The 26,397-nt window shown below is 36.1% G+C and carries 28 protein-coding genes, 1 pseudogene and 1 riboswitch; of the genes and pseudogenes, 2 read left to right on the top strand and 27 right to left on the bottom strand.

Features of this window, described 5'->3' with window-relative positions; genetic code table 11:
- Together WKK_RS05255 and WKK_RS05250 are read right to left on the bottom strand one after the other, a co-directional pair.
- Positions 1-360, bottom strand: a complete 360-nt coding sequence (locus WKK_RS05255; RefSeq protein ID WP_013989690.1) for a phage holin family protein — start codon at positions 358-360, stop codon at positions 1-3.
- A 360-nt stretch (positions 361-720) separates the two neighbouring features.
- A complete protein-coding gene (locus WKK_RS05250) occupies positions 721-2,151 on the bottom strand; it encodes an MFS transporter (RefSeq protein ID WP_013989689.1) in 1,431 nt (476 codons plus the stop codon).
- A 166-nt stretch (positions 2,152-2,317) separates the two neighbouring features.
- On the opposite strand from WKK_RS05250, the gene WKK_RS05245 reads away from it, so the two are divergent.
- The gene (locus WKK_RS05245) at positions 2,318-2,767 is read left to right on the top strand and encodes a universal stress protein (RefSeq protein ID WP_006845068.1); all 450 of its coding nucleotides are present in this window, start codon (positions 2,318-2,320) and stop codon (positions 2,765-2,767) included.
- Between the two features lie 84 nt (positions 2,768-2,851).
- On the opposite strand, the gene WKK_RS05240 is transcribed toward WKK_RS05245, so the two are convergent.
- From WKK_RS05240 to rpsL, 8 genes are all read right to left on the bottom strand, one after another.
- Positions 2,852-3,697: a peptidylprolyl isomerase gene (locus WKK_RS05240; protein WP_013989688.1), complete on the bottom strand. Its 846-nt coding sequence runs from the start codon at positions 3,695-3,697 to the stop codon at positions 2,852-2,854.
- 177 nt (positions 3,698-3,874) lie between these two features.
- On the bottom strand, positions 3,875-4,972 hold the full coding sequence (locus WKK_RS05235; protein ID WP_013989687.1) for an ABC transporter substrate-binding protein: 1,098 nt from the start codon (positions 4,970-4,972) through the stop codon (positions 3,875-3,877).
- A complete protein-coding gene (locus tag WKK_RS05230) occupies positions 4,969-5,802 on the bottom strand; it encodes an ABC transporter permease (protein ID WP_006845065.1) in 834 nt (277 codons plus the stop codon). The genes WKK_RS05235 and WKK_RS05230 overlap by 4 nt, the downstream gene beginning before the upstream one ends.
- The gene (locus WKK_RS05225) at positions 5,802-6,617 is read right to left on the bottom strand and encodes an ABC transporter permease (protein WP_006845064.1); all 816 of its coding nucleotides are present in this window, start codon (positions 6,615-6,617) and stop codon (positions 5,802-5,804) included. Before WKK_RS05225 ends, WKK_RS05230 begins: the two co-directional genes overlap by 1 nt.
- Positions 6,607-7,695: an ABC transporter ATP-binding protein gene (locus tag WKK_RS05220; RefSeq protein WP_013989686.1), complete on the bottom strand. Its 1,089-nt coding sequence runs from the start codon at positions 7,693-7,695 to the stop codon at positions 6,607-6,609. The genes WKK_RS05225 and WKK_RS05220 overlap by 11 nt, the downstream gene beginning before the upstream one ends.
- Before the next feature lie 302 nt (positions 7,696-7,997).
- Positions 7,998-10,121: an elongation factor G gene (gene fusA / locus WKK_RS05215; RefSeq protein ID WP_006845062.1), complete on the bottom strand. Its 2,124-nt coding sequence runs from the start codon at positions 10,119-10,121 to the stop codon at positions 7,998-8,000.
- 265 nt (positions 10,122-10,386) lie between these two features.
- Positions 10,387-10,857: a 30S ribosomal protein S7 gene (rpsG, locus tag WKK_RS05210; protein ID WP_006845061.1), complete on the bottom strand. Its 471-nt coding sequence runs from the start codon at positions 10,855-10,857 to the stop codon at positions 10,387-10,389.
- A gap of 19 nt (positions 10,858-10,876) precedes the next feature.
- A complete protein-coding gene (gene rpsL, locus WKK_RS05205; protein WP_006845060.1) occupies positions 10,877-11,293 on the bottom strand; it encodes a 30S ribosomal protein S12 in 417 nt (138 codons plus the stop codon).
- Between the two features lie 307 nt (positions 11,294-11,600).
- Between rpsL and WKK_RS05200 the strand changes: the two genes are divergently transcribed.
- Complete coding sequence (locus WKK_RS05200; RefSeq protein WP_013989685.1) at positions 11,601-11,978, top strand: prepilin peptidase; 378 nt, start codon at positions 11,601-11,603, stop codon at positions 11,976-11,978.
- Positions 11,979-12,198: 220 nt separating this feature from the next.
- On the opposite strand, the pseudogene rplT reads toward WKK_RS05200, so the two are convergent.
- The 17 genes and pseudogenes from rplT to WKK_RS05115 all read right to left on the bottom strand — a co-directional run.
- A pseudogene (gene rplT, locus WKK_RS07265) lies at positions 12,199-12,609 on the bottom strand (50S ribosomal protein L20); the annotation flags it as partial.
- A 58-nt stretch (positions 12,610-12,667) separates the two neighbouring features.
- Positions 12,668-12,865 (bottom strand): 50S ribosomal protein L35, encoded by a 198-nt coding sequence (rpmI, locus tag WKK_RS05190; RefSeq protein ID WP_006845058.1) that lies wholly within the window; start codon positions 12,863-12,865, stop codon positions 12,668-12,670.
- Positions 12,866-12,894: 29 nt separating this feature from the next.
- Positions 12,895-13,392 (bottom strand): translation initiation factor IF-3, encoded by a 498-nt coding sequence (infC, locus tag WKK_RS05185; RefSeq protein ID WP_013989684.1) that lies wholly within the window; start codon positions 13,390-13,392, stop codon positions 12,895-12,897.
- A 220-nt stretch (positions 13,393-13,612) separates the two neighbouring features.
- Positions 13,613-14,029 (bottom strand): transcription antitermination factor NusB, encoded by a 417-nt coding sequence (nusB, locus tag WKK_RS05180; protein ID WP_006845056.1) that lies wholly within the window; start codon positions 14,027-14,029, stop codon positions 13,613-13,615.
- The gene (locus WKK_RS05175) at positions 14,029-14,466 is read right to left on the bottom strand and encodes an Asp23/Gls24 family envelope stress response protein (protein ID WP_013989683.1); all 438 of its coding nucleotides are present in this window, start codon (positions 14,464-14,466) and stop codon (positions 14,029-14,031) included. Before WKK_RS05175 ends, nusB begins: the two co-directional genes overlap by 1 nt.
- A 100-nt stretch (positions 14,467-14,566) precedes the next feature.
- Entirely contained in the window at positions 14,567-15,130 is a 564-nt protein-coding gene (efp, locus tag WKK_RS05170) for an elongation factor P (RefSeq protein WP_006845054.1), read from the bottom strand.
- An 89-nt stretch (positions 15,131-15,219) separates the two neighbouring features.
- Positions 15,220-16,056: a DUF368 domain-containing protein gene (locus WKK_RS05165; protein WP_038240989.1), complete on the bottom strand. Its 837-nt coding sequence runs from the start codon at positions 16,054-16,056 to the stop codon at positions 15,220-15,222.
- A 146-nt stretch (positions 16,057-16,202) separates the two neighbouring features.
- A complete protein-coding gene (locus WKK_RS05160; RefSeq protein WP_013989681.1) occupies positions 16,203-17,546 on the bottom strand; it encodes a glucose-6-phosphate isomerase in 1,344 nt (447 codons plus the stop codon).
- 36 nt (positions 17,547-17,582) lie between these two features.
- Positions 17,583-18,617: an aldose epimerase family protein gene (locus WKK_RS05155; RefSeq protein ID WP_013989680.1), complete on the bottom strand. Its 1,035-nt coding sequence runs from the start codon at positions 18,615-18,617 to the stop codon at positions 17,583-17,585.
- A gap of 133 nt (positions 18,618-18,750) precedes the next feature.
- Entirely contained in the window at positions 18,751-19,419 is a 669-nt protein-coding gene (locus WKK_RS05150) for a response regulator transcription factor (protein WP_013989679.1), read from the bottom strand.
- Between the two features lie 291 nt (positions 19,420-19,710).
- Positions 19,711-20,946 (bottom strand): cytosine deaminase, encoded by a 1,236-nt coding sequence (codA, locus tag WKK_RS05145; RefSeq protein ID WP_013989678.1) that lies wholly within the window; start codon positions 20,944-20,946, stop codon positions 19,711-19,713.
- 78 nt (positions 20,947-21,024) lie between these two features.
- Positions 21,025-22,056, bottom strand: a complete 1,032-nt coding sequence (locus tag WKK_RS05140; protein ID WP_013989677.1) for an AI-2E family transporter — start codon at positions 22,054-22,056, stop codon at positions 21,025-21,027.
- Positions 22,057-22,369: 313 nt separating this feature from the next.
- Positions 22,370-22,891, bottom strand: coding sequence for a GNAT family N-acetyltransferase (locus WKK_RS05135; RefSeq protein ID WP_013989676.1), 522 nt, complete (start codon positions 22,889-22,891; stop codon positions 22,370-22,372).
- A gap of 143 nt (positions 22,892-23,034) precedes the next feature.
- Positions 23,035-24,327, bottom strand: coding sequence for a nucleobase:cation symporter-2 family protein (locus WKK_RS05130; RefSeq protein ID WP_006845046.1), 1,293 nt, complete (start codon positions 24,325-24,327; stop codon positions 23,035-23,037).
- A gap of 158 nt (positions 24,328-24,485) precedes the next feature.
- A riboswitch (purine riboswitch) is annotated at positions 24,486-24,582 on the bottom strand.
- 72 nt (positions 24,583-24,654) lie between these two features.
- On the bottom strand, positions 24,655-25,350 hold the full coding sequence (locus WKK_RS05125; protein WP_006845045.1) for a B3/B4 domain-containing protein: 696 nt from the start codon (positions 25,348-25,350) through the stop codon (positions 24,655-24,657).
- 1 nt (position 25,351) lies between these two features.
- Positions 25,352-25,879 (bottom strand): GNAT family N-acetyltransferase, encoded by a 528-nt coding sequence (locus tag WKK_RS05120; RefSeq protein ID WP_013989675.1) that lies wholly within the window; start codon positions 25,877-25,879, stop codon positions 25,352-25,354.
- A gap of 9 nt (positions 25,880-25,888) precedes the next feature.
- On the bottom strand, positions 25,889-26,365 hold the full coding sequence (locus tag WKK_RS05115) for a MarR family winged helix-turn-helix transcriptional regulator (protein WP_173677185.1): 477 nt from the start codon (positions 26,363-26,365) through the stop codon (positions 25,889-25,891).
- Positions 26,366-26,397 lie beyond the last annotated feature (32 nt).

Raw genomic sequence — 26,397 nt, 5'->3', positions numbered from 1 at the left:
TTAGCGACTAAAAAAATCTGATAAAATCGCATTAACTAGCGACATAATCAAAGAAATAAAGAAGGTCCATCCAAAACTAGTAAATTGAAAACCAGGTCCGACAAACCAACTAGTCATCCATAAAACAAACGCATTAACCACGAATGAAAATAAACCAAACGTAAAAAAGGTCAATGGTAAACTTAAAATTTGCAAGACTGGACGCACAAAGACATTTAAAACACCCAAAATTACGGCAGCCATGAAAGCACTCCACAAGCTTTGTACATAGAGGCCTTGCTGAAATAATCCTGCTAAAGCTAACAGAATAATCATATTAATTATCACTCGCTGTAAAAATGAAAAACGCTTTAGTCCCATGCATAAATCCTCTTTTTCTTCCTTATTGTCTTTCATTATACCAAAAGAATAGTCCTATGCCATTATTCCTATGCTATTTTATAATATATCATAATAAAAAAGCCTAACAAAAACCCCGCAACTCGAAGTTACGGGGTTTCATGTTTGGCGTTGTTGATGTAAGACCTGCATCAACTCAGGAGTTAGTTTTACCTAACTGTCGACGTACACCAACTTATTGCTAAGTTGTAGTCTGTGCAGCAAGTTTAGTTCCACAACTTCCCTTGCACCAACCACCATTCGGGTGTTAACGTTGGCCGTCTGTAAAAGATTATCGTAATAATCTTTCTCGACTCATCGCATAAAATATATTATAGCAAACTAATTCTTATTGTGCAATCTTAAAATCAAACGGTAACCTGTCAAAGACCAAGCAATTAATACTAAAAACATTCCAAAGAACATCGCGAAATGTAATCCATTCACGAAGACTGTCGGATGGCCCACTGGATACGTGGTGACTTGATGTCCCATTTGCTTAGACATTGAGATGTAAAGTGTTGTTGTTACAATTGTGGTTCCAGAAATCATTCCCACATTACGAGCCAAAGCATTAATGGCTCCCGCAACTCCTAATTGTGATTTAGGTGCATTTGACATCGTAATTGCGTTATTAGGAGAATTAAAGAAGGATGTTGAGAATCCAGTCCAAGCACTTAACATCGCCACAAAATAAAGTGGGCTTTGATCAGTCATAAACAACCAACCTGACATCCCTAAGGTAATCCCCGTTAAAGCAAAGAATGTAACATATTCACGATCAAATCGATCGGCAATCACCCCTGCAATGGGTGTCCCAATTAGCATAGCTAAAGGATATGACATCATATACATTCCTGCTACGCCTGGCTTAATTTGCCGCAAGTTTTCCAAGTAAAAGGGCAAAAGTACATTAATAAAGAAACCTGAAGCAAAGACCAAAAACGATGTAATGACTGACAGAGTAAACATTTTTTCTTTAAAAATTGATAGATCAATTAATGGTTTTGAAGTTCGTTGTTCCCATTTAATAAATGAAATCAACAAAATTATACTCAAAATATAACTAACAATCGGTAATATTGCTGTGAATCCTTGCTCTTGTGCCACATTAATTCCACCAAAGAAAATTGCGATCATCATGAAAAAAATAATTGTCCCAATCCAATCAATCGTTAAAGGCTCTTTGGTCCGATTAGTTTTTGGAAAAATAAATTCACCTAAAACAATTGTGATTAAACCTAATGGTACATTAATCCAAAAAATAAAAGGCCACTTCAAAATTGATAAAATCAAGCCTCCCACAGCTGGTCCTGCGATTGATCCTAATGATACAAACATAGCAATGGTTGCCATCGCTCGTGCCCGCATGTTAGCTGGTGCGACCGATGTTGAGATCCCAAAAGAGTTGCTCATTGTCATAGAAGCTCCCACTGCTTGAACCACTCGGGCCAATAACAAAAAGCCTAATCCTAAATTAATTCCCGCTAAGAGCGAACCTAATGTAAAAATATAAGTCCCCCACTTAAAGACGCGAATTTTACCAAGTTGATCCCCTAAATTACCAAACAAGGTTAAAAGTCCTGATATGGTAATTAAATATATTGAAACCGACCAAGTAGCCTGATTCATCGGGATAGATAAATCATTTGCCATCACGGGCAATGCAATATTAACAATTGATGCATCCAAAGTGGACATAAAGGTAAACATACCTAATGCGACCAAGATTAAATTAACCCTTCGTGGTGATAATTGTGTATTCTCTTCCATATGTTTTACTTCCTTTTAATTTTTTCAAAACGAATGAATAATTGCCTCACTTAGTTTAACACCTTCCTACTGAATAGGTTCAACTTTTTATAACTGTAAACCCTTACATATCAGATAATTTAGGGTATAATATAAATATGATATGAATTAGAGAGGGATGTATATTATGAAAAATGGAACTTATGACAAAATTTTGGCCCCATTGGATGGCTCAGATATTTCCAATTCTGTAGCGTTAAAGGCTGCGGCTGTAGCAAATCGAGACCACGCTCACCTTGATTTGTTATACGTAATTGATACCAACTCATTGTCTGGAGTCGCTGGGATGTCTGTAACTGGTGATGTTGTTTACCACTTGGTTCAAGATTCACAAGACAAACTTGAAGCTTATCAGAACTTAATTATCGAAAAATTCCCTGACCTCGATGTGTCATTGCATATGCGATTTGGTTCACCTAAAAAGGTAATTGCTACAGAATTCCCTGCCGATCATAATAATGATCTGACTATTATTGGAAAGTCTGGTTTAAGCAAAATTGAGCGTCTAATTGTTGGATCCGTTGCATCATTCGTTGTTCAAAATGCTAAGACTGATGTTATGATTGTTCAAGGTTAATTACTGATAAATTTTGTAACAAAAAAAGATCGAGGACTTATTCCCCGATCTTTTTTATGTTACAGCATCTATACTTTAAATTTACTATTTCGTAGCTGTTTGAAGCACTTCAATCGATTCAATTTTAACCGGATTTTCGGGCTTAGAATTTTCTCCATTATCATCTGTCTTAACAGCTGATGAGGCAATTTTATCGACGACGTCTAAGCCTTCAACAACTTGTCCAAAAACAGTGTAATTCCCATCTAAACTAGGATTTCCACCATTTTGATAAGCTTTAATAATTTTATCAGGATATTTTTTTGCACTTATTTGCTTGGTCACATCTTTATTTCCTTGATTGATAAAAAATTGTGATCCATTGGTATCAGCTCCGGCATTAGCCATTGCCAATGACCCTCGAATATTATACAAATTATTTGTAATTTCGTTTTTGAATCCATTACCAGAATCAATCTTACTATCCTTATGAGCACCTTCCGCCCAAATCGATTTACCACCACGACCTAAATCAGCAGCCTTAGCGTCCTCAGCTGATTTAGGATCACCACCTTGAATCATAAAATCTTTAATCACACGATGAAAAGTCGTATTATTATAATAATTTTCTTGCGCATGAGTTAAAAAATTTTCAACTGCTAATGGTGCATACTTATTGAATAATTTAATCTTAATATCACCTTGTGTTGTATGTAAAGCCACTAATGATTCATTGTCTGATACCGTCGTAGTTAATTGTGGCAAAACCTCTTTGTTTAATTTAGCCTTACTTTCACTAGGCCGTTTAGTAGTTTCAACTGAACTTTCTTGTTTCGTTTGATCAGTGTTTTTTTGCTTATTACCTACCATTAACCCCGCCATGATCAGCAAAGCCAACAAAATTACAATCACAATTCCTAAAATCGTCGTCATTTTATTTGACTTTTTCATTTTCACTCTCCAAATATTATTTAATTTATCATATGCAAATAATCTTAAAGCTACCTAAATATTATTTGCCAGCTATGATCCCCAAAATAACAGCTACTATAAATAATATTAAAAATATCATTTCAAGACCAAAAATTATTTTTTTTTTTTCATTTCATCAGCCGCCTTTGATTGGTTTTAACGATTTGTACTCATTTTAAATTCGAGAAATAAGTCATTATATTTTTCAGTCCAGTCGAGACCTAAATCTCGATATGTCGTTAACTGCTTTAACGTTTTTGAAGTCGGATAAAATGCCTCGTTATCTCTAATCTTAGCTGGCAATAATTTCTTAGCCTTAGCATTAGGTGTAGCATAGCCATTATATTCAGCATTTTTAGCTGCATTTTCTGGCTCCGACATAAAGTTCATAAAAGCATAAGCCCCCTCCTTATTTTGAACGGTTTTTGGGATCACCATGTTATCAAACCATACATTTCCTCGACCATTTGGAATCAAATAATGTAAATGATAATTTTCAGACATCATTTGCTGGGCATCTCCTGAAAAGTCTAAAGCAATTTTTGCTTCATCTTGAACCATATACATCTTAATTTCATCACCAACAATAGCTTTAACATTTGGCATCAAAGCATCTAAACGGCCCTTAGCAGCCATTAATTCACCATTATCCTTAGTATTAATATCATTGTTATTAGATGCTAAACCAACTGCCATTACATCACGTGCTGAATCATATAGCATAATTGAATTTTTCCACTTATCGTTCCACAAATCATCCCAATTCTGGATTTCCATTGGATCAACATACTTATCATTATAAACGACACCTAAGGTTCCCCAAAAATACGGTAATGAATACTTATTATGAGGATCAAATTCCTGATTCATTAGTGCTGAATTATAATTATTTAAGCCCGTTAATTTTTGATGATCCAACGGTTCTAATAAATTAGCAGCCTTCATCTTTTGAATCATATAATCTGATGGAATGGCTAAATCATAATGAGTACCACCTTGCTTGATTTTAGTAAACATGGCTTCATTTGAGTCAAATGTTTCATAATCAATTTTATATCCTGTTTCTTTTTCAAATTTTTTAATCAATACTGGATCAATATAATCTCCCCAATTAAAAATAGTCAGTACTTGTTGTTTTTTATTAGCATTTACTGACTGTTCCCTTTGATCGGAAACTTGCCATCCATAATTCACCAAAAACAACACACCTACTGCACCTAAAATTACCAGGGTGAATGTAATTAATTTTTTCATTGGATTCCCCCGTGCTGCTTAATTGTTGAACGACGACGGATTTTTAATCCGCCCTTATGCTTTTTGGGATTTGTGATGAAATAATAAATCACTACTAATACTAATGAAAACAAAAACATCACCGCTGATAAGGCATTAATTGACAGATCAATCCCATGACGTGCTCGGGCATAAATTTCTACTGATAAAGTCGAAAATCCATTTCCGGTTACAAAGAAGGTAACCGCAAAATCATCTAATGAATAAGTGATTGCCATAAAGAAACCAGCAATAATTCCTGGCCAACTATATGGTAAAACGACACGACTTAAAACTTGATATGAGTTCGCTCCCAAATCTTGGGCAGCTCGAATTAAAGCAGTATCCATTTCGTTTAGTTTTGGTAATACTAATAAAACAACAATCGGAATCGAAAATGCAATATGAGCCAATAAAACAGATCCGAAGCCTAAAGTAATTCCACCCAAAGTAAATAAAATCAAGAAGGATGCTCCAATAATAACATCTGGGGACACCATTAAAATATTATTGAGAGACAAAACTAAATTTTTAAGACTTGGTTTTCTAATTTGATAAATCCCCAAAGCACCAAAGGTCCCAATTAATGTTGCTAAAATTGATGATAAAAAAGCCAAAATAAAAGTATTAATTAAAATGCTGACCAAATGATGATCTGCGAACATATCTTGGAAATGCCGCAAGGAAAAACCAGTGAATCGTGACATCTGGTCTCCTTGATTAAAGGCAAAAACAATCAAGTATAAAATAGGGGCATACATTAAAATGAAAACTAAAATTAAATAGATTCGACCAATTTTTATTTTTTTCATTATCGACGCCCCCGTTTCTTTGTGCGTTCGCGAGTAAGATACATTGTTAATGCCATCGCTAAGACCAAAACAATTCCAATCGTCGATCCCATTCCCCAATTTTGTGTCACCATAAAGTGTTCCTCAATCGCCGTTCCAAGGGTAATAACACGATTACCGCCGATCAATCGAGTTAGCATAAATAGTGATAACGTTGGAATAAAGACCGCTTGTATACCGGTTTTAACCCCATTCAAAGTTAAAGGAAAAATAACCTTTTTTAATGTTTGCCAGGCAGTTGCACCTAGATCATGTGCAGCATTCGTTAAACTTGGATTAATTTCAACCAAGCTATTATAAATCGGTAAAATCATAAAGGGGATTTCAATATATGTCGCTACTAAAATAAAACTAGCATCCGTAAAAAGTAATTGCTGCGGAGCAATTCCCATAAATCCCAAAAATTGATTAACTGTTCCCTCACGTGCTAATAAACCGATAAATGCGTAAGCTTTCAACAATAAATTAACCCAAGTTGGTAAGATCACCAATAATAACCAAAATTGACTGTGCTTGATCCGGCTTAATATATACGCCATAGGATAACTAATTAAAAGCGTAAGCACTGTTACTAATAACGCGTAAAAAATAGAATTAAAAGTCATTTTGAGATAGGTTCCTGAACTAAAAAAATTAGTATAATTTTCCCAAGTCCATTGATGATGTATATTTTGAACTGATTGGGTAACCATCAAAGCTAATGGTAGTAAAACAAATAAACCAACCCATAAAATGTAAGGCAGCATAAAGCTAATCGTTTGACGATTACTCTTCATCATAAGCCTCCAAACGAGCATCAAAGTCCTCTTCGGTTTCGTTAAGACGCATAATATGAATATCTTTTGGTTCGAAGGTCAAGCCCACTCGTTTACCAATAGGAACCCCATTGGTAGATTGGATCTGCCATTCATGATGGTCATCGTCATAAGCCGTAATTTCAAAATAATCGCCCCGAAATGAAGTTGCATCAATGGTAACAATAACTTTACCAACTTCTTCTGTGACAATATCAACATCTTCAGGCCGGATTACCACCTCAACCGATTCATTTAAGCGCATTCCTCCATCAACATTTTCAAAATTTTGCCCATTAAAGTGAACTAAATTATCAGCAACCATTACACCTGGAATAATATTTGCTTCGCCGATAAAATCAGCAACGAAATGATTAATGGGTTCGTCATAAATATCAACTGGATCACCATTTTGAACTATATCACCATCATTGATAACAAAAATCCAATCTGACATTGCCAAAGCTTCTTCTTGATCATGTGTTACAAAAATAAATGTAATCCCCAACCTTTGTTGAATATCACGTAATTCATATTGCATCTCTTTTCGCAATTTATAATCCAGTGCTGAAAGTGGCTCATCTAATAAAAGAACTTTAGGCTCATTTGCTAACGCCCGTGCGATTGCGACTCGTTGCTGTTGACCACCTGACAGCTCATTAATTTCACGATCTTGATATCCCGATAATTTCACTAAATCCAACATTTCGGCCACTTTTTCTTTGATCGTATTATCGGGCAAACCTTTTATTCTCATGCCGAAAGCAACATTTTCAAAGACATTCATGTTTGGAAATAACGCATAATTTTGAAATACCGTATTAACCGGCCGTTTTTCTGCTGGAACATCATTAATTAGTTGCCCATCAAATAAAATATCGCCACTCGTTGCTTCTAAAAAGCCCGAAATCAAACGTAAAATAGTTGTCTTACCAGAACCTGATGGTCCCAATAACGTATAAAATTTGCCTGTTTCAATTTCTAAATTAACGCCATTTAAAATAACTTTATCATCATATTGTTTTAAAACATTTTTAAATTCAATAATTGGTTGTGCCACTTAGCTGTCCACCTTTCAAATCCTAGCTTAAATTATACTATATTGCTTTAAAAACTAGTTATGTTATTCCCAATTTAAAACATCTATTTTTACATATTTCCATCATTTTAATCATACAACATCTTCAAATATACGCTTAATTTGACCAACATTATATCTATGCTGTTTTTTAATAGCATTAGCTAATGCTTATTATGATTTAAATCATTTTTTAATAAAAGAAATAAAAAAAGACCAGGACATAATATCCCAGCCTTTTTTATCATTAATCATAGCTTTAAAAATAATAACCTGAAATCAGATTAATCTTCAACACTTCCACGACCATACTTCTTAACGATATCTTCTTGAACACTCTTAGGTACAGCTTCATAGTGATCAAAGACCATTTGGAATGTACCACGACCTTGTGTTGATGAACGCAAAGTTGTTGCATATCCAAACATTTCTGACAACGGAACCTTACCGTGAACCATCAATGAATTTCCACGTTGTTCTTGTCCTTCGATCATTCCACGACGTGCTGAGATATGTCCCATAACGTCACCAAGATTATCTTCAGGTACAACAATATCGACCTTCATGATTGGTTCCAAGATAACGGCTCCAGCGGTCTTAGCTGCTTCACGCAATGCTAATGAAGCGGCAACCTTAAAGGCAGCTTCAGATGAGTCGACATCGTGATATGATCCATCATACAACTTGGCCTTCAAGTCAACCAATGGGAATCCGGCAAGTGGTCCATTATTCAATGAATCACGCAATCCAGCTTCAACTGAAGGAATATATTCACGTGGAACAACTCCTCCAACAATGGCATCTTCGAATTCAAATCCAGCTCCCTCTTCGTTAGGGCTAAATTCGATCCAAACATCTCCATATTGTCCCTTACCACCAGATTGACGCTTGAAGTATCCACGCGCTTCAACGGTTTTAGTAAAGGCTTCACGATAAGCAACTTGAGGTGCACCAACAGTTGCATCAACGTTAAATTCACGACGCATACGATCAACGATGATGTCCAAGTGCAATTCACCCATACCAGAGATCAAAGTATCTCCAGTTTCAGGGTTAGTTTCGGCACGGAATGAAGGATCTTCTTCCGCCAACTTTTGAAGGGCTTCACCCATCTTAGTTTGGTCAGCCTTAGTCTTAGGCTCGATAGCCAATTGGATAACAGGATCAGGGAATTCCATTGATTCCAAAATCAAAGGACGATCCATAGCTGTCAATGAATCTCCAGTTGTCGTATCCTTCAAACCAATAGCAGCCGCGATATCACCTGAGAAGACTTCTTCAATTTCAGTCCGGTCAGTGGCGTGCATTTGAAGCAAACGTCCAACACGTTCACGCTTTCCCTTTGAAGTGTTTTGTACATATGAACCTGATTCCAAAGTTCCGGTATAAACACGAACGAAAGTCAAACGTCCAACATATGGGTCAGTCATAACCTTAAAGGCCAAGGCTGCGAATGGGTCTTCATCGTTAGCGATCAAGTCAATTTCTTCATCAGTATCTGGATCTGTAGCAATATATGGCTTAACATCCAAAGGTGATGGCAAGTAATCAACAACCGCGTCCAAAACCATTTGAACACCCTTGTCTTTATAAGCTGATCCAGCAAGTACTGGGTAGAATTCCAAAGCCAAGACTGCACGACGGATAGCTGCCTTCAATTCGTCTTGAGCAATAGTTTCACCATTCAAGTACTTATCCATGATAACATCATCGACATCAGCAATAGCTTCAACCAATTCATTATACTTTTCTTCAGCTAATTCTTTGTAATCAGCAGGAATTTCACGTGGTTCCCACTTTTCACCCAAATCATCAACTGGGAACAAAGCTTCCATTGTGATCAAGTCAATGATCCCAGCGAAGTCATCTTCAGTTCCAATAGGCCATTGAATAGCTTTAGCATTTGCTCCCAAACGAGACTTGATTGAGTCAACTGACATTTGGAAATCAGCCCCCAACTTATCCATCTTGTTAACGAAAACAATACGAGGTACTTGATAAGTTTCAGCTTGACGCCAAACCGTTTCAGTTTGTGGTTCAACTCCAGCAGCCCCATCCAATACGGCTACGGCTCCATCAAGCACACGCAATGAACGTTCAACTTCGATAGTGAAGTCCACGTGTCCTGGTGTGTCAATGATGTTGACACGGTATGGTTCTGTTTTGAATTGATCATGGAAACCATGCCAAACAGCTGTTGTAGCAGCTGATTGAATCGTGATTCCACGTTCTTTTTCTTGATCCATAAAGTCCATTTGTGAAGCTCCATCATGAGTTTCACCAATCTTGTGGATCTTTCCTGTATAGTACAAAATACGCTCAGTAGTTGTTGTCTTACCGGCGTCAATGTGGGCCATGATCCCGATATTACGGGTCCGGCTTAATGGGTATTCACGCGTGTTAGCCATTGTGAAAAATCTCCTGTTATTTAATTCAGCATGTTAGCTGCTTACCATGAATTATACCGCAAAATCTTAAAAGTAACCACCCTTCCCGGCTGATTACCCTTAATTAAAGCAACAATTTATGTTTAAGCAACAAGCAAGTTTTTGTTATTAAAATCTATAATTAAATATCTAATTATAGACTTACCAATTTTTATCAAAAAAAGCCAGACTAACACTTTAAAAACGAAGTATTAGTCTAGCAATTCGATTTAAACTATCGCAAATCTTACCAACGATAGTGTGCAAAGGCACGGTTGGCTTCTGCCATCTTGTGTGTATCTTCGCGCTTTTTAACAGATGCACCAGAATTGTTAGCAGCATCCATAATTTCTTTAGCTAAACGTTCGTCCATTGTGTGTTCCCCACGCAAACGTGCGTATGAAACCAACCAACGAAGTCCTAACGTAACACGACGTTCTGGGCGAACTTCAACTGGAACTTGGTAATTTGATCCACCAACACGACGTGCGCGGACTTCCAAGACAGGCATGATGTTATTCATGGCTTCTTCAAAGACTGCTAATGGTTCATTACCAGTTGTTTCCTTAATACGATCAAAAGCTTCGTATAAGATTGTTGAAGCAGTTCCACGTTTACCATCAAGCATCAAACGGTTGATCAAACGTGAAACAAGCTTTGAGTTATAAATTGGATCAGGCAGAACTTCTGCCTGCTTAGTATAAGCCTTACGTGGCATAATTAATGTCCTCCCTTAATTACTTCTTCTTAGGGCGCTTTGCACCGTACTTAGAACGTGATTGCATCCGTCCATCAACACCGGCAGTATCCAAAGCACCACGAATAATGTGATAACGTACTCCAGGCAAGTCCTTTACACGTCCACCACGGATCAAGACAACTGAGTGTTCTTGAAGGTTGTGACCGATTCCAGGAATATATGCCGTAACTTCAATCAAGTTTGAAAGACGCACACGGGCGTACTTACGCAAAGCTGAGTTAGGCTTCTTAGGAGTCATTGTACCAACACGAGTTGCAACACCACGTTTTTGTGGGGCTGGGGCAAGGATGGTTTTCTTTGATTGTGAGTTATAACCGAAGTTCAAAGCTGGTGACTTTGACTTCGTGCTCTTTGACTTACGAGGCTTACGAACCAATTGATTAATTGTAGGCATGTCTAAGAGGCTCCTTCCATATTTTTTATTTTAGTCCACAATTCCGGGCGTATCGTTTATAAATAAATCCGAAATTCCAAACTTTTTCGGTACCGGCAAAATTAGTTCAGCACGTCGCGCGAACTAACGCGGACACCAACTTACTACAAGCACAAAGAATATAATAGCATCTCTCGTTTTTTTTTGCAATACTTTATCTAAAATAAACCAATAATAACGGGATTTTGATGGTAAACATTTCCGGGCGTGTCTTTTTGTTACGTTTACCTTAATTATCGATTCTTTCTGAACATATATGGAGGTTATTATGTTAATAGTTATTTTTTGTTTGCTTATTTTATTTACTTACCAAGATATAAGATATTATGCTATTTCGAGTTGGTTTGGGATGCCAATTATTTGGATGTATGGATTAAATTATGATTTGAATAAATTATTGCTTGCTCTGCCTATCTATTTTAGTTTACTTTATTTAAATCGTTGCGAAAAATATATCGGAAATGGAGATATAGATATATTTTTTATTCAATTTTTATATCTAACTTTTGAGCAATGGCTAGCATGTATTCAATTGAGCTGTTTTTTTGGCATCCTTCTATCATTATTTTTAAAATCCAAAAAAATTCCGCTCATTCCTTGTATCACTGCCAGCTTTGGCTTAATAATTTTTTTTAATTGGCTATAAAAAAAGCCAAGACATAAATGTCTCAGCTGATTTTTATGCAGAATTTAAAAAATTCAATTCATGCCTTTAAAACTTATACCAAAGCTAACAAGTCAGCCTTCTTTGCTGAAGAAGCGTATTCAGTCCCTTGGGCGTCCAAATATGCTTTAATTTCAGCAACAGTATTCTTTTCAGATGGCTTTGATTCCGCTGTCTTAGCAGGCTTTGCTTCGGCAGTATGGATTTCAATAACCTTTTCAGTTGTTGCAGGTGTGATAGCGTGGAAAGTTTGGTTGTTATCAGTCAAAGCTTTCTTTGCTGCATCTGCCAAAGCTGAAAATGCAGTTGCATCTGTGATAGCCAAATCAGCTAACATCTTACGGTTCAACTTTGATCCCATCAAGTTCAAACCGTTCATGAAACGTGAATATGACAATCCATTCATCCGGGCAGCAGCGTTGATACGTGTAATCCAAAGCTTACGGAAGTTACGCTTAGTGGTCTTACGATCACGGAAAGCATAAACCCAACCCTTCCAAACTTGTTGCTTAGCAACCTTATAGTTGATGTGACGTTGACCACGGTAACCCTTGGCCAATTTGATCATCTTTTTACGACGCGCACGTGTAACTGTTCCACCTTTTACTCGCATGGTTTAATCCTCCAATATTCTTTACAAAAATCTAACAAACCTGATCTAATTAATTAAATTAGATACGGCTCAACATGTGACGGTATGTCTTCAACGTAGTGTGATTCATCATTGAAGTTCCACGCAATTGGCGACGTTGCTTCTTAGTCTTACCATGGAAACGGTGTGACGTGTAGGCATTAGCTGACTTCAAACCACCATTGGCAGTCTTCTTAAAACGCTTTGCAGAAGCGCGGTGTGTCTTAAACTTAGGCATGAGTTTTCTCCTCCAAATATAATATGCGGTTACTTGGCGTCCTTAGGGGCTAGCACCATAAACATGCTACGTCCCTCCATTTTTGCTCGAGCTTCAACCTTAGCGGTATCTTCTAACTCAGCAGCAAATCGATTCATGACTTCACGTCCAATTTCCTTGTGGGTAATTGCACGACCCCGGAAACGAATGGAAACCTTAATCTTATTTCCCTTACTAAGGAATTTATTGGCATTTATTTTCTTGGTATTAAAATCACCAGAATCAATAGTAGGACTTAAACGAATTTCCTTCACAGTGACCGTTTTTTGATTTTTTCGTTGTTCGCGAACTTTCTTTTGGCTCTCGAACTTGAATTTTCCATAATCCATGATTTTTGCAACGGGAGGCTTTGCGTTTGCTTGAACCAAAACTAAATCAAGTTCAGCTTCGTCAGCAATCTTTTGAGCCTCATCCTTTAGAAGAACCCCTTTATCACCATCATCGGTGATCAAACGGACTTCATGCGCACGGATATTTTCATTAACCAAATCGTTCTTCTGCTGTGGTTGGCGTACATTAGCTGCTATGGTACTTACCTCCTATTTTTGTCCAGACAAAGTAAAAGCGAATTGTCGCATACAACGACAACCCGCTATTCATTCAATAATTAATGAAATCGATAGACCCGAAGAAACAAAATTCTTCTAGGTGAATAGCGGGTAGCCATTACTTTGTTTTCTAACGTTACCTAATACTACGTAATTTTATCTAAAATGTCAATACTTTTGATAAAATTCCATTAATGAATTTAGCTGAAGAATCATCAGTAAATTCTTTTGCTAAATTAAGCGCCTCATTTACTGCAACTTTGGTTGGTACATCACCTTGGTTAGCTTCATAAATAGCAATCCGCATAATTTCTAAATCAATCAAGTTTAGTCGATCCAAAGTCCAACCTTCAATCAAGTATTTTGAAATCATTAAGTCTGCGTCATCAGTATAAGCTTGAACCTTTTGAACTAAGTCTAGGACTTCTGCCGGAACTTCCGTCACATTCTCTAATTCAGGATCACCAGCTAAAGCTTGCATAATAACTGCTTCTGGTTGAGCGTCTAAATTAGCTGAAAGGCCAAACAAAGTTTGCAAAGTTACTTGGCGAATTACATGTCGTGTTAGTGTCACCATTACTTATGGTCCTCTTCCTTTTGATCATCTCCAAAAAGATTATTAGGATCAATTTCAGATTCAAGTTTTTCGGACAAAACTCCAACAACGTGAACATCAATTGTTTCAACATCAATTCCGAGCATTGCATTCATTTGCGTTTTAATTTGAGTTTGAATTGTATGAGCGACCTTTGGTATAGCGACCCCATAGTTTAAATCAACATAAACTTCAATTTGAAGGTTGCCTTCTTCGTCTTGGTTAGTGCTAATCCCCGTTCCATGTTGGTCTTTATAACCTAAGACCTCTTTAGCACGTTCACCAAAGGTTCCACGTAAACGTGCAACCCCTTCCACTTCACGTGTTGCCAAGCCGGCAATAATATCAAGTACCCGAATATTAACCCGCGTTGAACCATTTTCGGTTTGTGTTAATAAAATCGTTTCTTCTGCTGCCATCTGATTGTCCTCCTTATTACGTAAAATTTCATTTAGACAATTGAAGCGCCCACCAATCAAGTTAGTCTGGTAGACGCTTCGAAATGGATTCATTCACAAATTATGCACGTGAAGAGTATGATCCACCATTATCTGTATTAACAATTAATTTTTCACCAGCGTTAATGAAATCAGGAACTGTAATTACTAAGCCTGTTTCCATTGTAGCAGGCTTACCACCACCATTGGCAGTAGCACCTTTAATTCCAGGTTGTGTTTCTGTAACAGTTAATTCAACGGTCTTAGGAACTTCAATTCCCAATAATTCGCTTTCATAATAAGTTACCTTAACGTCAGTTCCTTCTAATAGATACTTCATCTCGTTTTCAATACGGTCAACCGGAATAGCGATTTGATCATATGTATCCATATTCATGAATACACGATTGTCACCATCAGCATATGAATATTGCATTGGTGAAGTTTCGATATTAGCAATTTCAAACTTATCTCCAGGTCGGAAAGTAACTTCATTTACTGATCCTGAACGCAAATTCTTTAACTTTGAACGGACAAAGGCTGCCCCTTTACCAGGCTTAACGTGTTGAAATTCCAACACCCGCCAAATTGAGTTTGAGTATTCAATTGTCAAACCCGTCTTCAAATCATTCATTCCAATGGCCATGATTAAAATCTCCTAAAATTAACTTTTATACTTATAAATATTAACAGATTAGTTATCAAAAAACCAGCTTTATTCAATATAACTATAAATTACTTATACTTATTCTCTAGTTGGGACATCCACCATCCCAACGCCATTCCGGCTAGCATTAAAATTAAAGCAAAAACCATCGTACCTATATTTATTCCTTCATAATTAGCTACTGGCGGAACCAAAATCAGTCCAATTGAGGCAATCACGATTCCCAAAATAAAATGATAAACCTTTGCATAAAATTTTTTCAATAAAATCAACATTACTTTTGATAGAGCCAATAAAGTAATTCCGGCACCAATAATCATTGGAATTAACACACTTAAGTCACCCGACTTAAATCCTTTTAGCATAGGCTCAAATAATCCAAGATAAAGCAATAAATTTGAAGGGCTTAATCCTGGCAGAATAATTCCTAATGCAATTAATCCACCTGCCAAAATCCAACTAGCAAAATTAGGTTTTAAAGTACCAAAAATTGTACTTAAATTATATAAAAACCATCCCCCTAGCACCGTCGTTAATATCAAGACCATCCAGTCACTAGTCTTACGGCCTTGTACACCTGCCGTTTTAAACAATGATGGTAAAGTTCCAATAATTGCACCAGAAAATGCCCAGAGTACTAAAATCTGATGTTTTTCTAATAAATACTCTAGTGGAGCACTCAATAAAACTATACCCAAAAGGCCACCTAAGCCAACTGGAACAAAATACCAAAAATCCAATTTAAACCGTTGTCTGACATTCCCCATAAATTGCAAGAGACGTTCATATATTCCTAAGATGGCAGCTAAAACTCCGCCAGATACACCTGGTAAAATAAATCCAAGGGCTAAAATCATACCTTTTATTAACCGACTAAGCCAGTTTGTTATGTTGCTCGTTTTAATCAATTATCCGCTCCTGTCGTTTCAAATTAATCCGAATGAGTAATATTGTTTTTATCATCTTACTAGATTAAACTTAATTAATCTTAAATATATTTTGATATTAACTAAAAAGAGGAGAAGGAAAATTTTCCCAGTCCTCTTATGCTTTATAGACGTTCACGCAAGGCAGCAGTCAATTCTTCGTAACCAGGCTTTCCCAAAAGACCAAACATATTCTTTTTATAAGCTTCTACCCCTGGTTGATTAAATGGATTAACTCCATTCAAGTATCCAGAAATTCCAACTGCAATTTCAAAGAAGTAAATCATGTATCCCAAATGATAAGCATCTTGTTGTTCAATTTCAACAACCATGTTAGGTACACCACCATCAACGTGAGCTAATAATGTCCCATCTGAAGCCATTCGGTTAACATAGCTCATTGTCTTACCTTGTAAGTATTCCAAACCATCATCGGCTTCCATTTCAGGAATCACAACATCTGAAGTTGGGTTAGTAACCCGTACAAGTGTCTCAAATAAGTTTCGACGACCTTCTTGTATATATTGGCCAAATGAATGTAAGTCAGTTGAAAAGTTACCAGATGCTGGGAAAATTCCTTTTCCATCTTTACCTTCTGATTCACCCTGTAGTTGCTTCCACCATTCACTAAATTGTACTAGCGTTGGTTCGTAATTAATTAGTAACTCAGTTGTATAGCCCTTACGATAAAGAATATTACGATAAGCAGCATATTGATAAGCCTCATTCTTTTGCAAATCAGCATCAGCATAATCTTTTTGCGCTGCGGCTGCCCCAGCCATCAATTGTTCAATATCACCACCAGCAGCTGCAATTGGCAAAAGTCCTACTGCAGTCAAAACTGAGAAACGACCACCTACACCATCTGGCACAACGAATTCTTCATAACCTTGATCATCAGCCAAAGTCTTCAAAGAACCACGCTTAGCATCAGTTGTGGCAAAGATACGCTCCTTTGCTTCATTCACACCATACTTATCTTCCAACATTTGTTTGAAAACACGGAAGGCAATAGCTGGTTCAGTTGTAGTACCAGATTTAGAGATGATGTTAACTGAAAAATCACGATCTCCAATTAATTTAATTACTGAATTCAGGTATTGTCCTGAAATATTATTCCCAGTAAAAATAATTTGTGGGAATTCACGTTCACTATCATCATATGATGAATTGAAATATTCATTTAAAAAATCAATAGCGGCCCGAGCACCTAAATAAGATCCTCCAATTCCGATCACTACCAAAACTTTTGAATTATTCTTGATTTTTTCAGCCGCACTTTGAATCCGTGCAAACTCCTCTTTATCATATTCAGTTGGTAACTTAATCCAATCGGTATAAGCCGCTCCAGCCCCTGTTCTTTGACGTAACATTTCATCTGCTACAGTCACCATTGGTTGGATCATCGCTAACTCTTCTTCATCAACAAATGTTGATAATTTACTCTTATCGAAAGACAACGTCGTCATATTAGTATTACTCCCATCTTAAAACTAGTAGTGAAATTATAGATTCTTAAAAGCATATTTTGTAGTGTAGGTTTTCTGCTGGTTAGCTGGCAAAACAATATCCCCAAATTCAGGATGATGAATTGAATCAGACAAAGTTTGCGCTTCCAAAGCCACCCCGTTATAAGGATGTTCTGCTAGGAATGCAGCCTGATCAGAATAATTATCAACTTCTGGATTAGTAATAAAGAAAACAACAGCATTCCGATCAGTCGTCATTTCAACTGCACGCTTAGAAACAGGATCCGACAACACTACATTTGGTTGATATTTTGAATCCAACGCAAAGACATCATCAAACTTCTTATCAAAATCATCAGAAGGGATCTCAGCAATTGCCTCACCAATTGTGGTTACTGTATTGAAATCATATGCAGTTCCTTCAACTGGCAACAACTTACCGGTAGGGATTTTATCAGTTTTGCGTAATTCCATATAACGATCTGCTTTGATTTGTAATTGCATTTTATTGGCATCAGTTTCCAAACCACCCATATTAAAGTATACATGTGATGTAGGATTAAATAACGTAGTTTTATCTGATAACGCACTGAATTCAAGTGTCACTTCATCAGTATCGCTCAACGTATAAGTAACAGTTACTTGCATTGTTCCTGGAAAATGATCCTCATTTTCATCCAAAGATGTTCCAAAGACTACCCGATTATTAATTTCATCGAGTTCTTTAATTTCCCAATTGCGGTGTGAAAAACTTTTTTCCCCACCATGTAAAGTATTATTCCCCTCGTTTTGGTCCAATTGATAATTATGACCTTCTAAATCAAAATTAGCACCATCAATACGCCCCGCTACACGTCCCACAGCATTTCCAATATAATAATTATTATTTAAATAGCTGTCGACGTCATGAAAGCCTAAAACTAAATCTTGACCGGCGGCTGTCTTAAATGATTGCCATGATGCTCCCCAAGATACTAGACCTAATTTATGACCATTTTTATTTTGAATTATCACGTGTTGAAGTTCTTCTCCACTTGGAGTTGTTCCTAAACTAGTTAAATTAATCGCCATTTCAATATCCACCTTTAACTTATTTACTTCACAGCTCTATTTTATCACGATTAAGCGTTTTCAAGTACAAAATATATTATACCAATTCATATACCAATTTTCCATATTTTTACTTTATGGGCCATACCTATTTTTATTCTTCAAACTTATAGCCTCGACCCCAAACCGTTTTAATTAAATTAACAGGTAATTTTTTCCGAATCATTTTAATATGTGTATCCACTGTTCGAGTATCAACATAAACTTCCTCATGCCACACATGTTGTAAAAGTCTTTCTCGGGTCAAAACTTGTCGTGGATGTTGTACCAAAATTAATAACAAATCAAATTCCTTAGGTGTCAAATGGCCTAATTTTTCTCCACTTACTATTACTTCTTGAGTTAATTCATCTATATGTAATATCGGAGTTACTTGTTCCTCATCCTTAATTAACTTGTTTTTATGCAAGATTGATCGAAGACATTCAAGCTTATCCATTAATTGTTGTGCTGTATTTGTTTCCATTGACTGTTCTGCTGGAATAGCTTCATAATCATCCCACCCTTTCTTCAATTTTTCTGAATGGAATAGAATAAAACAACTTTGAACGTCCATCTTATTTTTGAATTGTTCTAGCTCATTTTTAGATTGAATCAATGTATCATCCAACATAATTGAAGCAAATTGATTTGGATTTTGTTGGATTAATGTCTTTGCTAATGTTAAATCACTTATAAATTCTAAATTCCACGATGTTCTATTCAACAAAGTCTGAATTTGTCCCAGTAACTCTAATTCTTTGGAAATTATTAAAATTTTCAAATAAACATCCTCCGTTACTTAATTAATAAAACTAATATAACGGATTTGTTTTTAAAAACAAAGTATTTTATATAAACACATTAGTTTTAAGAAAGAGTTTCTTCATATTTAAATGATTTTTCCAAAATTCACTAATCAAAATTGATTTAATTACTAAATTAATCAACCTATTTTATTAAATATGGTATTAAAAATATTTAAAATTATTTCACACATAAATTGATTGAATATCAATATTAAAAAAAATCGAGATAAAATTATCCCGATCTCTTCATGCTTTTTTATTCTAGATTAAAAATCAAGTTCAATTTCGGCAGGTTTTGTCTGAACTAAAATGTCCCCATTATGAATTGAATACAAAATTTCTGCTCGTTGATTAAGAGCCTCATAAAAGTTCGGAGCATTTAAAATCAAAAATGATGCAGGTTTTCCTACTTCAATACCATAGTGATCTTCCACTTGTAACGTTCTAGCCCCATTTTTAGTAATAAAGCGATATGAATCCATAATTTCTTGATGACCCATAATTTGAGTAGTATGGAGTCCCAGATGCAAAACATCCATCATATTACCATTTCCCATTGGATACCACGGATCTTTAATATCATCCTCGCCGAAAGCTACATTAATATTTTCCTTATCTAATTCCTTAACACGTGTTAAACCACGTCGTTTCGGATAAGTGTCAAAACGACCACCCAGATACATGTTAATAAGGGGATTTGAAACAAAATTCAAATCCGCCATTTTTAACAACCGCATCAATTTATACATATAAGCGTCATTATAAGAGCCCATCGCAGTTGTATGAGATGCAGTTACTCGAGCTTTCAAACCCGTTTCTAATGCTAAGGTCGCCATTGTTTCCAAACTCTTAGAATCAGGATCATCAATTTCGTCAGTGTGTGCATCAATCAACAAATTATATTTTTGCGCTAATTCAAAAACAAAACGTATAGATTCAACCGAATATTCTCGATTAAATTCAAAATGTGGAATAGCACCTAATGCATCCACACCCATTTGAGCTGCTTTTTCCATCAACTCTTTTCCATGCGGAAATGATAAAATTCCTTCTTGAGGGAAAGCCACTAATTGTAACTCCATCCATGGTTTAACTTCATCTCGCACATCCAATAAAGCGCGTAAAGCTGTTAAATTTGGATCGGTCACATCAACATGAGAACGCACAAATTGCAAACCATGCGCAGCTTGTAATCTTAGTGTTTTAAGAGCACGCGCTCTAACATCCTCATAACTTAAAGTTTTCTTTCGTTCAGACCAAATTCGAATACCATCAAATAAAGTTCCCTCTTCATTCCACTCTGGATCGCCCGCTGTTTGCGTTGAATCAAGATGGACATGAGGATCAACAAATGGTGGAATCGCAACTTTACCCGCTACATCTAACACCTTCTCACCAGTTTTTGGTGTGATATTTTTATCTATAGCAACGATCAAATTATCTTCAATTTGAATATCTTTTAATTCCGAACTATTTTCAATAGAAATTTGTTTAATTAACATTTTTACCCCTGCTTTCACCAACGGAAATCGTTTTCATTCGGACAATTGTACAATAAATCCAGTAATAAAACTACTAATTTATACGTTTTTATCCCCGACATTTTTAGAAAAAGCATGTACCTTGATTACATCAAGGAAAAACGCAACAATAGGAACCCCCAAAATCAATCCCCAAGGTCCCAAAATTCGTTCCATCACAATCAAAGATATAAAGGTTACAAAGACTGGCAGTTCCGAACGTGTTGCCATTAGTTTTGGATGTAAGACATAAGCTTCAAAGGCGTGAATGATTAAAATGAAGATTAAAATTTCACTGGCTAAAACCCAACCACCAGCAGAGAAGGCAACAATCGTCAAAGGAATCATGGAAATCAAAACACCTGCGACTGGGATTAGGCCTAAGACCAAAACCATACTTCCCAAGACCATTGCAGACGGCATCCCCAGAACAATAAACCCTATGACTGACAATGAAGTATTAAAAAGATCAATCACAATTTGTACCCTAATAATTTGTCCCAAAATATAAACAAATTTATTGGCTAATTCATAGATATTCGTAAAAAAGCGTGGAAAATCAGATGTTTGGAAACGACGACCAAATTTTTTGAGCGGATTTAAACTTACCGCATAAACAAAACTAAGTAAGACAGCCAAAACAGTCTCGGTAATGCCTTTCCAAAGCCCTTGTATAGTTTGCAAACTCACGTGTAATACCGACGTTAATCCACTAGTTATTTTGTCATCTAAATTGGTCTTAGCCAAATACTCATTAATTTGATTTGCAATCTTAGGTGAATGCTCATAAGCGTGAATAATCGATTGAACCAAACTCACACCTTCTTTATAAAACATTGGGGCCACAAACGAAATAATTAAAAAGAGCCCGAACAGAATTAAAATATAAAAAATTGTAACTCCAAAAATATAAGGTAATTTCGTCCATTTTTTAACCCATTGGCCTCCGGAAATTCCAATTGATGCAAAAATGATTATTAATAATATAGTTGGCATGAATGACCGAAATAGGTAAATTACTCCGATCATAAATATCAACGTTAAGTACATTTGTGTGCGGTCATTTAACCACCACCTTTTAATATCTTCCATCTATTTAACTCCCCTTATTATCGACGATACTTTTAAATCTTATTTTTATACAATACATTCAACCTGAACATTTATTATGATTAGTCTCATTTTAACTTTTTAAATTTAACTTAATAAATTAGTATTATCAACCTTTTTATCTAACTTTACCAATATTAATTTTAGTTTTCAAATTATTTAATTTTTAAATAACTTTATAAGCACCTTAACTATAACAAAAAAAGAGAGGTCTAAAACAAAGTAGTTTCAGCCCTCTCTATCAACATGTTTCAAAACTAAATATTATTCTTTAATCTAACTTTTATCGGTATTCCTAAATTTGGCTTATTTCAGCCGGAATCCCAAACATATTAATTGCTTTCAAGTAATCCTGACTAGTGATTGTTTCAGTTGAGCGCATCAAGTGAAAATCGCCAGACATATTATGAGAAAGCATATCAGAAGCTTTCACCCCATTACGATCATAGAATTTGAAACGAGATTGACGTTGTTCCTCATTACCAGCCTGCGTCCCTATCTGTTCACTCTCCAAAATAAACCCATTTGGATATAATTCTTTCATCGCAACCAATGCTTTACTGCCAAGACCCATTCCTCTTTGCTTTGCATGAGTTGCAAAATATAGAATAAATCCTTTTTGATCAGGTAAATCAACGTGGCACAATAGGCCAACTATTTGATCCAATTCCATTAATTTTGATAAATTAATCTTCGGATTATCTTTTGATAATTGCACTAATTCATCAAAATCGATGCGTTCTGAAAGTGGGAATGCCTCTTCATAAATCGTTTGCCATACTGGCCAATCTTTTTCTTCAATCGGTACAATCCGCATTTTTATCCCCCCTTTGTTCATTCTTATTTATATACTCTATATTAAGATGAAATTCTAACAGAACGTTTCAACAGATGCAAGTTTCAATAAACCCCATTTATCAAGTATACAAGCATCCCATAACATTAACTATCTGCTTACTTTTATTCTAAAAATTTTTTCTCTCGTCCAGGTAAAATAATATTCAACCCGACAGCTAAGATTGCTGTCACCACAACTGCATTTTGAATCAAAATATTAATCATTGTAGGCATATGTTGAAACAATTGTGGATAAGCAGAAATTCCAATCCCAGATGCAATAGACAAAGCAGCAATCATCAAATTACGCTCAATTCCGAAATCCACTGCACGCATGATCGTTGTTCCTTGCACTCCAATAGTTCCAAAGAGAATCAACATCGCTCCGCCTAAAACAGGATCTGGAATAATGGTAGCTAGTGCCCCAAATTTGGGTAACATTCCAATAATAATTAAAATAACAGCGGCTGAATAAATTGGCTTTTTTGAACGCACTCCTGAAAGGCGTACAACTCCAACATTTTGCGAAAATGTTGAATATGGAAAAGTATTAAATATTCCTGACAAAATAACTGCTAACCCTTCTGCCCGATAACCACGTGCCATACGTTTTTCAGTTAACTTCGTTCCCGTAATGTCAGCAATGGCAAAATACACCCCCGTTGATTCAATCATTGATGTTAATGCAATAATAATCATCGTAATAATCGCTGAAGCATCAAAAGTTGGAACTCCCATAAAGAATGGCATGGGTAAGTGAACCCAAGATGCATCGGATACAGCTTGAATCGATACTTGCCCAATTAATCCCGCATAAATCGTTCCACCGATAATTCCTAATAAGATCGCGATCGATTTCAAAAATCCACGAGTAAAGATATTTAGAATAATGGTCACAATAATTGTGACTGCAGCGATTGATAGATCAGTCATGTTTCCAAAACTTTTCGCCGCAATATCACCACCACCAATTTTAGTAACCGCCACTGGAATCAATGACAAACCAATTACCGTAATTAAAGATCCCGTGACCACAGGTGGGAAAAATTCTCTTAATTTTGCAAATAATCCTGCAATTAAGAATACGAAAATTCCCGCTGAAATAGTTGCTCCATACATGGCCCCAATCCCCAAAGTACCGCCAATGCTAATCAATGGTGAAACTGATTGAATGGCTGACCCTAAAACCACAGGCATCGCAATTCCAGTCAAGCGCGTCGATTTAAGTTGTAACAACGTTCCAATACCTGTCATAAAAATATCAACTGAAATCAAATAGGTCATCTGCTGTGGGGTAAAATGCAGCGCGGCCCCAATTAATAATGGGACTAAAATACCGCCAGCATACATGGCTAAAACATGCTGAAGCCCAAGAATAGTTGATTGTAAAAAATTCGGCTTACTTACCTGATCCATCTCTTTAAATCTCCTCTGATGAGTGCTTGAATGTTCGTAAAATCGCCGTCCATTGCAAACACTCCTATCAATTCAATACAACATAAGTTATGCCAAATTATGAATTAACAGCTTAAAAAGCGAATACAAAAACGCACCCAAACAAAAATGAATGGGCGCGCCAAAAAGCTTCATCTAGTAGTCTGCGTTTCGGTGCAGGTAGGAACTCGTTGGCCATTCTCCAACGATTATACTAAACATTCGGTATTATTCAATTGCTCTCATTATAAAAGATGAATTTATTATTAGCAAGGCTTTTCCATCATTTAGTTTAAATCTTGTTAATCATTATTGATTAGCCGTAATCGTAAATGTTTCACCCTTAACACCTAATTCATTTTCAATTCGATTTTGTAATTCTAGAATTGCTTTTGCTCCACGTTCTTTTTGTTGCTCCGTAATACCTTCAATAATTAAAATAGCATCTTGAGTATCTTCAGTTAACATGGTCCGTTGTGCATCACGCCAGTTTAGCGAACGACAAATTGCTCCTTCAGAATCATAATAAATCAATTCTTCAGGTAACGCTGGTTCTGATTCATCCGCTCCAACAGGAATAAAATCTTCGCCACCTTTAGCTAATCCAAGATGCATAGGAACTTGAACTGCGTGCAAATCTTCGCCACCACATGGCACCCCATATTCTAATGAAACACTATTATAAATATCAACTAATGGATTAATTGGAGTCAATTGTTTCCCTTGATTTACACGTTTTAATAAAGCTTCAATGGACGAACGTGCCCCCTTCTTCTTTTTAAAGCTAGTAAATGCTTGTCGCCATTCTTGAATCACTTGATTATCTTTAAAGTCTTCTTCAGTTAAAAAAGATTTTGACATCTTCATCGCTTCATCTAATAATTGTTGGTTATGTTCCTCACGTTCGTCAGATGCGTGATTGTCGATTCCCTTTACTACTAAAGCAAAAATATTTGCCTCGGGGAAAATATCAAAAAATTCATTATCAATAACTAATGGTTGCATATTATTTAACTCCCTTTAAATTATATTTTAGTAGAAGATCGCGTTGCGAACTGCTACCTAAATCAAAGACATGTTCACTAAACGGGACAAAGCCTTGTCCTTCATAAAACTTTAACGCTCGTTGATTATTTTCCCAAACTCCTAGCCATACATATTTTTTAACAGCTTGACGTGCAATATTCAAAGCATGTTGCATTAAATTTTTACCCAAAGCAAGTTTATGAAAATTTTGTTTTACGTAAATTCGTTCAATTTCCATGCTATCTTCATCACTAATCTCCGACTGAGCATCGCCAAAATTCAATTTTAAATAGCCTGCTAAGTGCTCATCTAAATAAATAAAGAAAAACTGACTTTGTCCATCTTCAATTTCATACCGCAACTGATCTAACTGATATGCCGTCGCTAGATAACGTTCCATGTCTTCAGCAGAATTATATGGGCCAAACGTTTCAGCAAATGTTTCTCGACTAAGCTGTTGTAAAGATTTAACATCTGTTAAATAAACTGGTTTAATTTTTCGTTCCATTGAGCCCCCTCAATACAATCTTACTTTTCCTTTTTTTACACTTTTCCAATCCTGCACCACATTTTGTGTGACTTTATCCAATAAAACATTTATTTGCTCAACCTCATCTGGTTTTAAGCCTTGAAGGGCCACTTGAGTTGAATAATCGCTCTCACGACTCAACGTTTCATACAATATCTGCCCTTTTTTTGAACTATAAAGCCGTTGGTTTTTACGATTGATTGGATCGGTCTGTTTCACAATAATTTCTCGTTCTACTAAACGATTAATTGCACGATTAGTGGTTGTTTTATCTACACACAGCAATTCTGACAACTGCATCTGGGTAATCCCAGGATTTTCCGTAATTCGGCTCAAATATAGATATTGTCCTCGGGCTAAGTCAATTTCTTTAAATTCAATATTACTGATTGAATCTAGCGCCCGAGCAATTGTACCAATCCGTCTTAAAAATGTTTGATCCAAATGTAACCACCTCCTACTCATGCTTAATTTAATTTTACTTGATTTTAGTTGCA

This window comes from Weissella koreensis KACC 15510, from assembly GCF_000219805.1.
Classification (GTDB): domain Bacteria; phylum Bacillota; class Bacilli; order Lactobacillales; family Lactobacillaceae; genus Weissella; species Weissella koreensis.
This window is presented reverse-complemented; position numbering and strand designations above follow the sequence as displayed.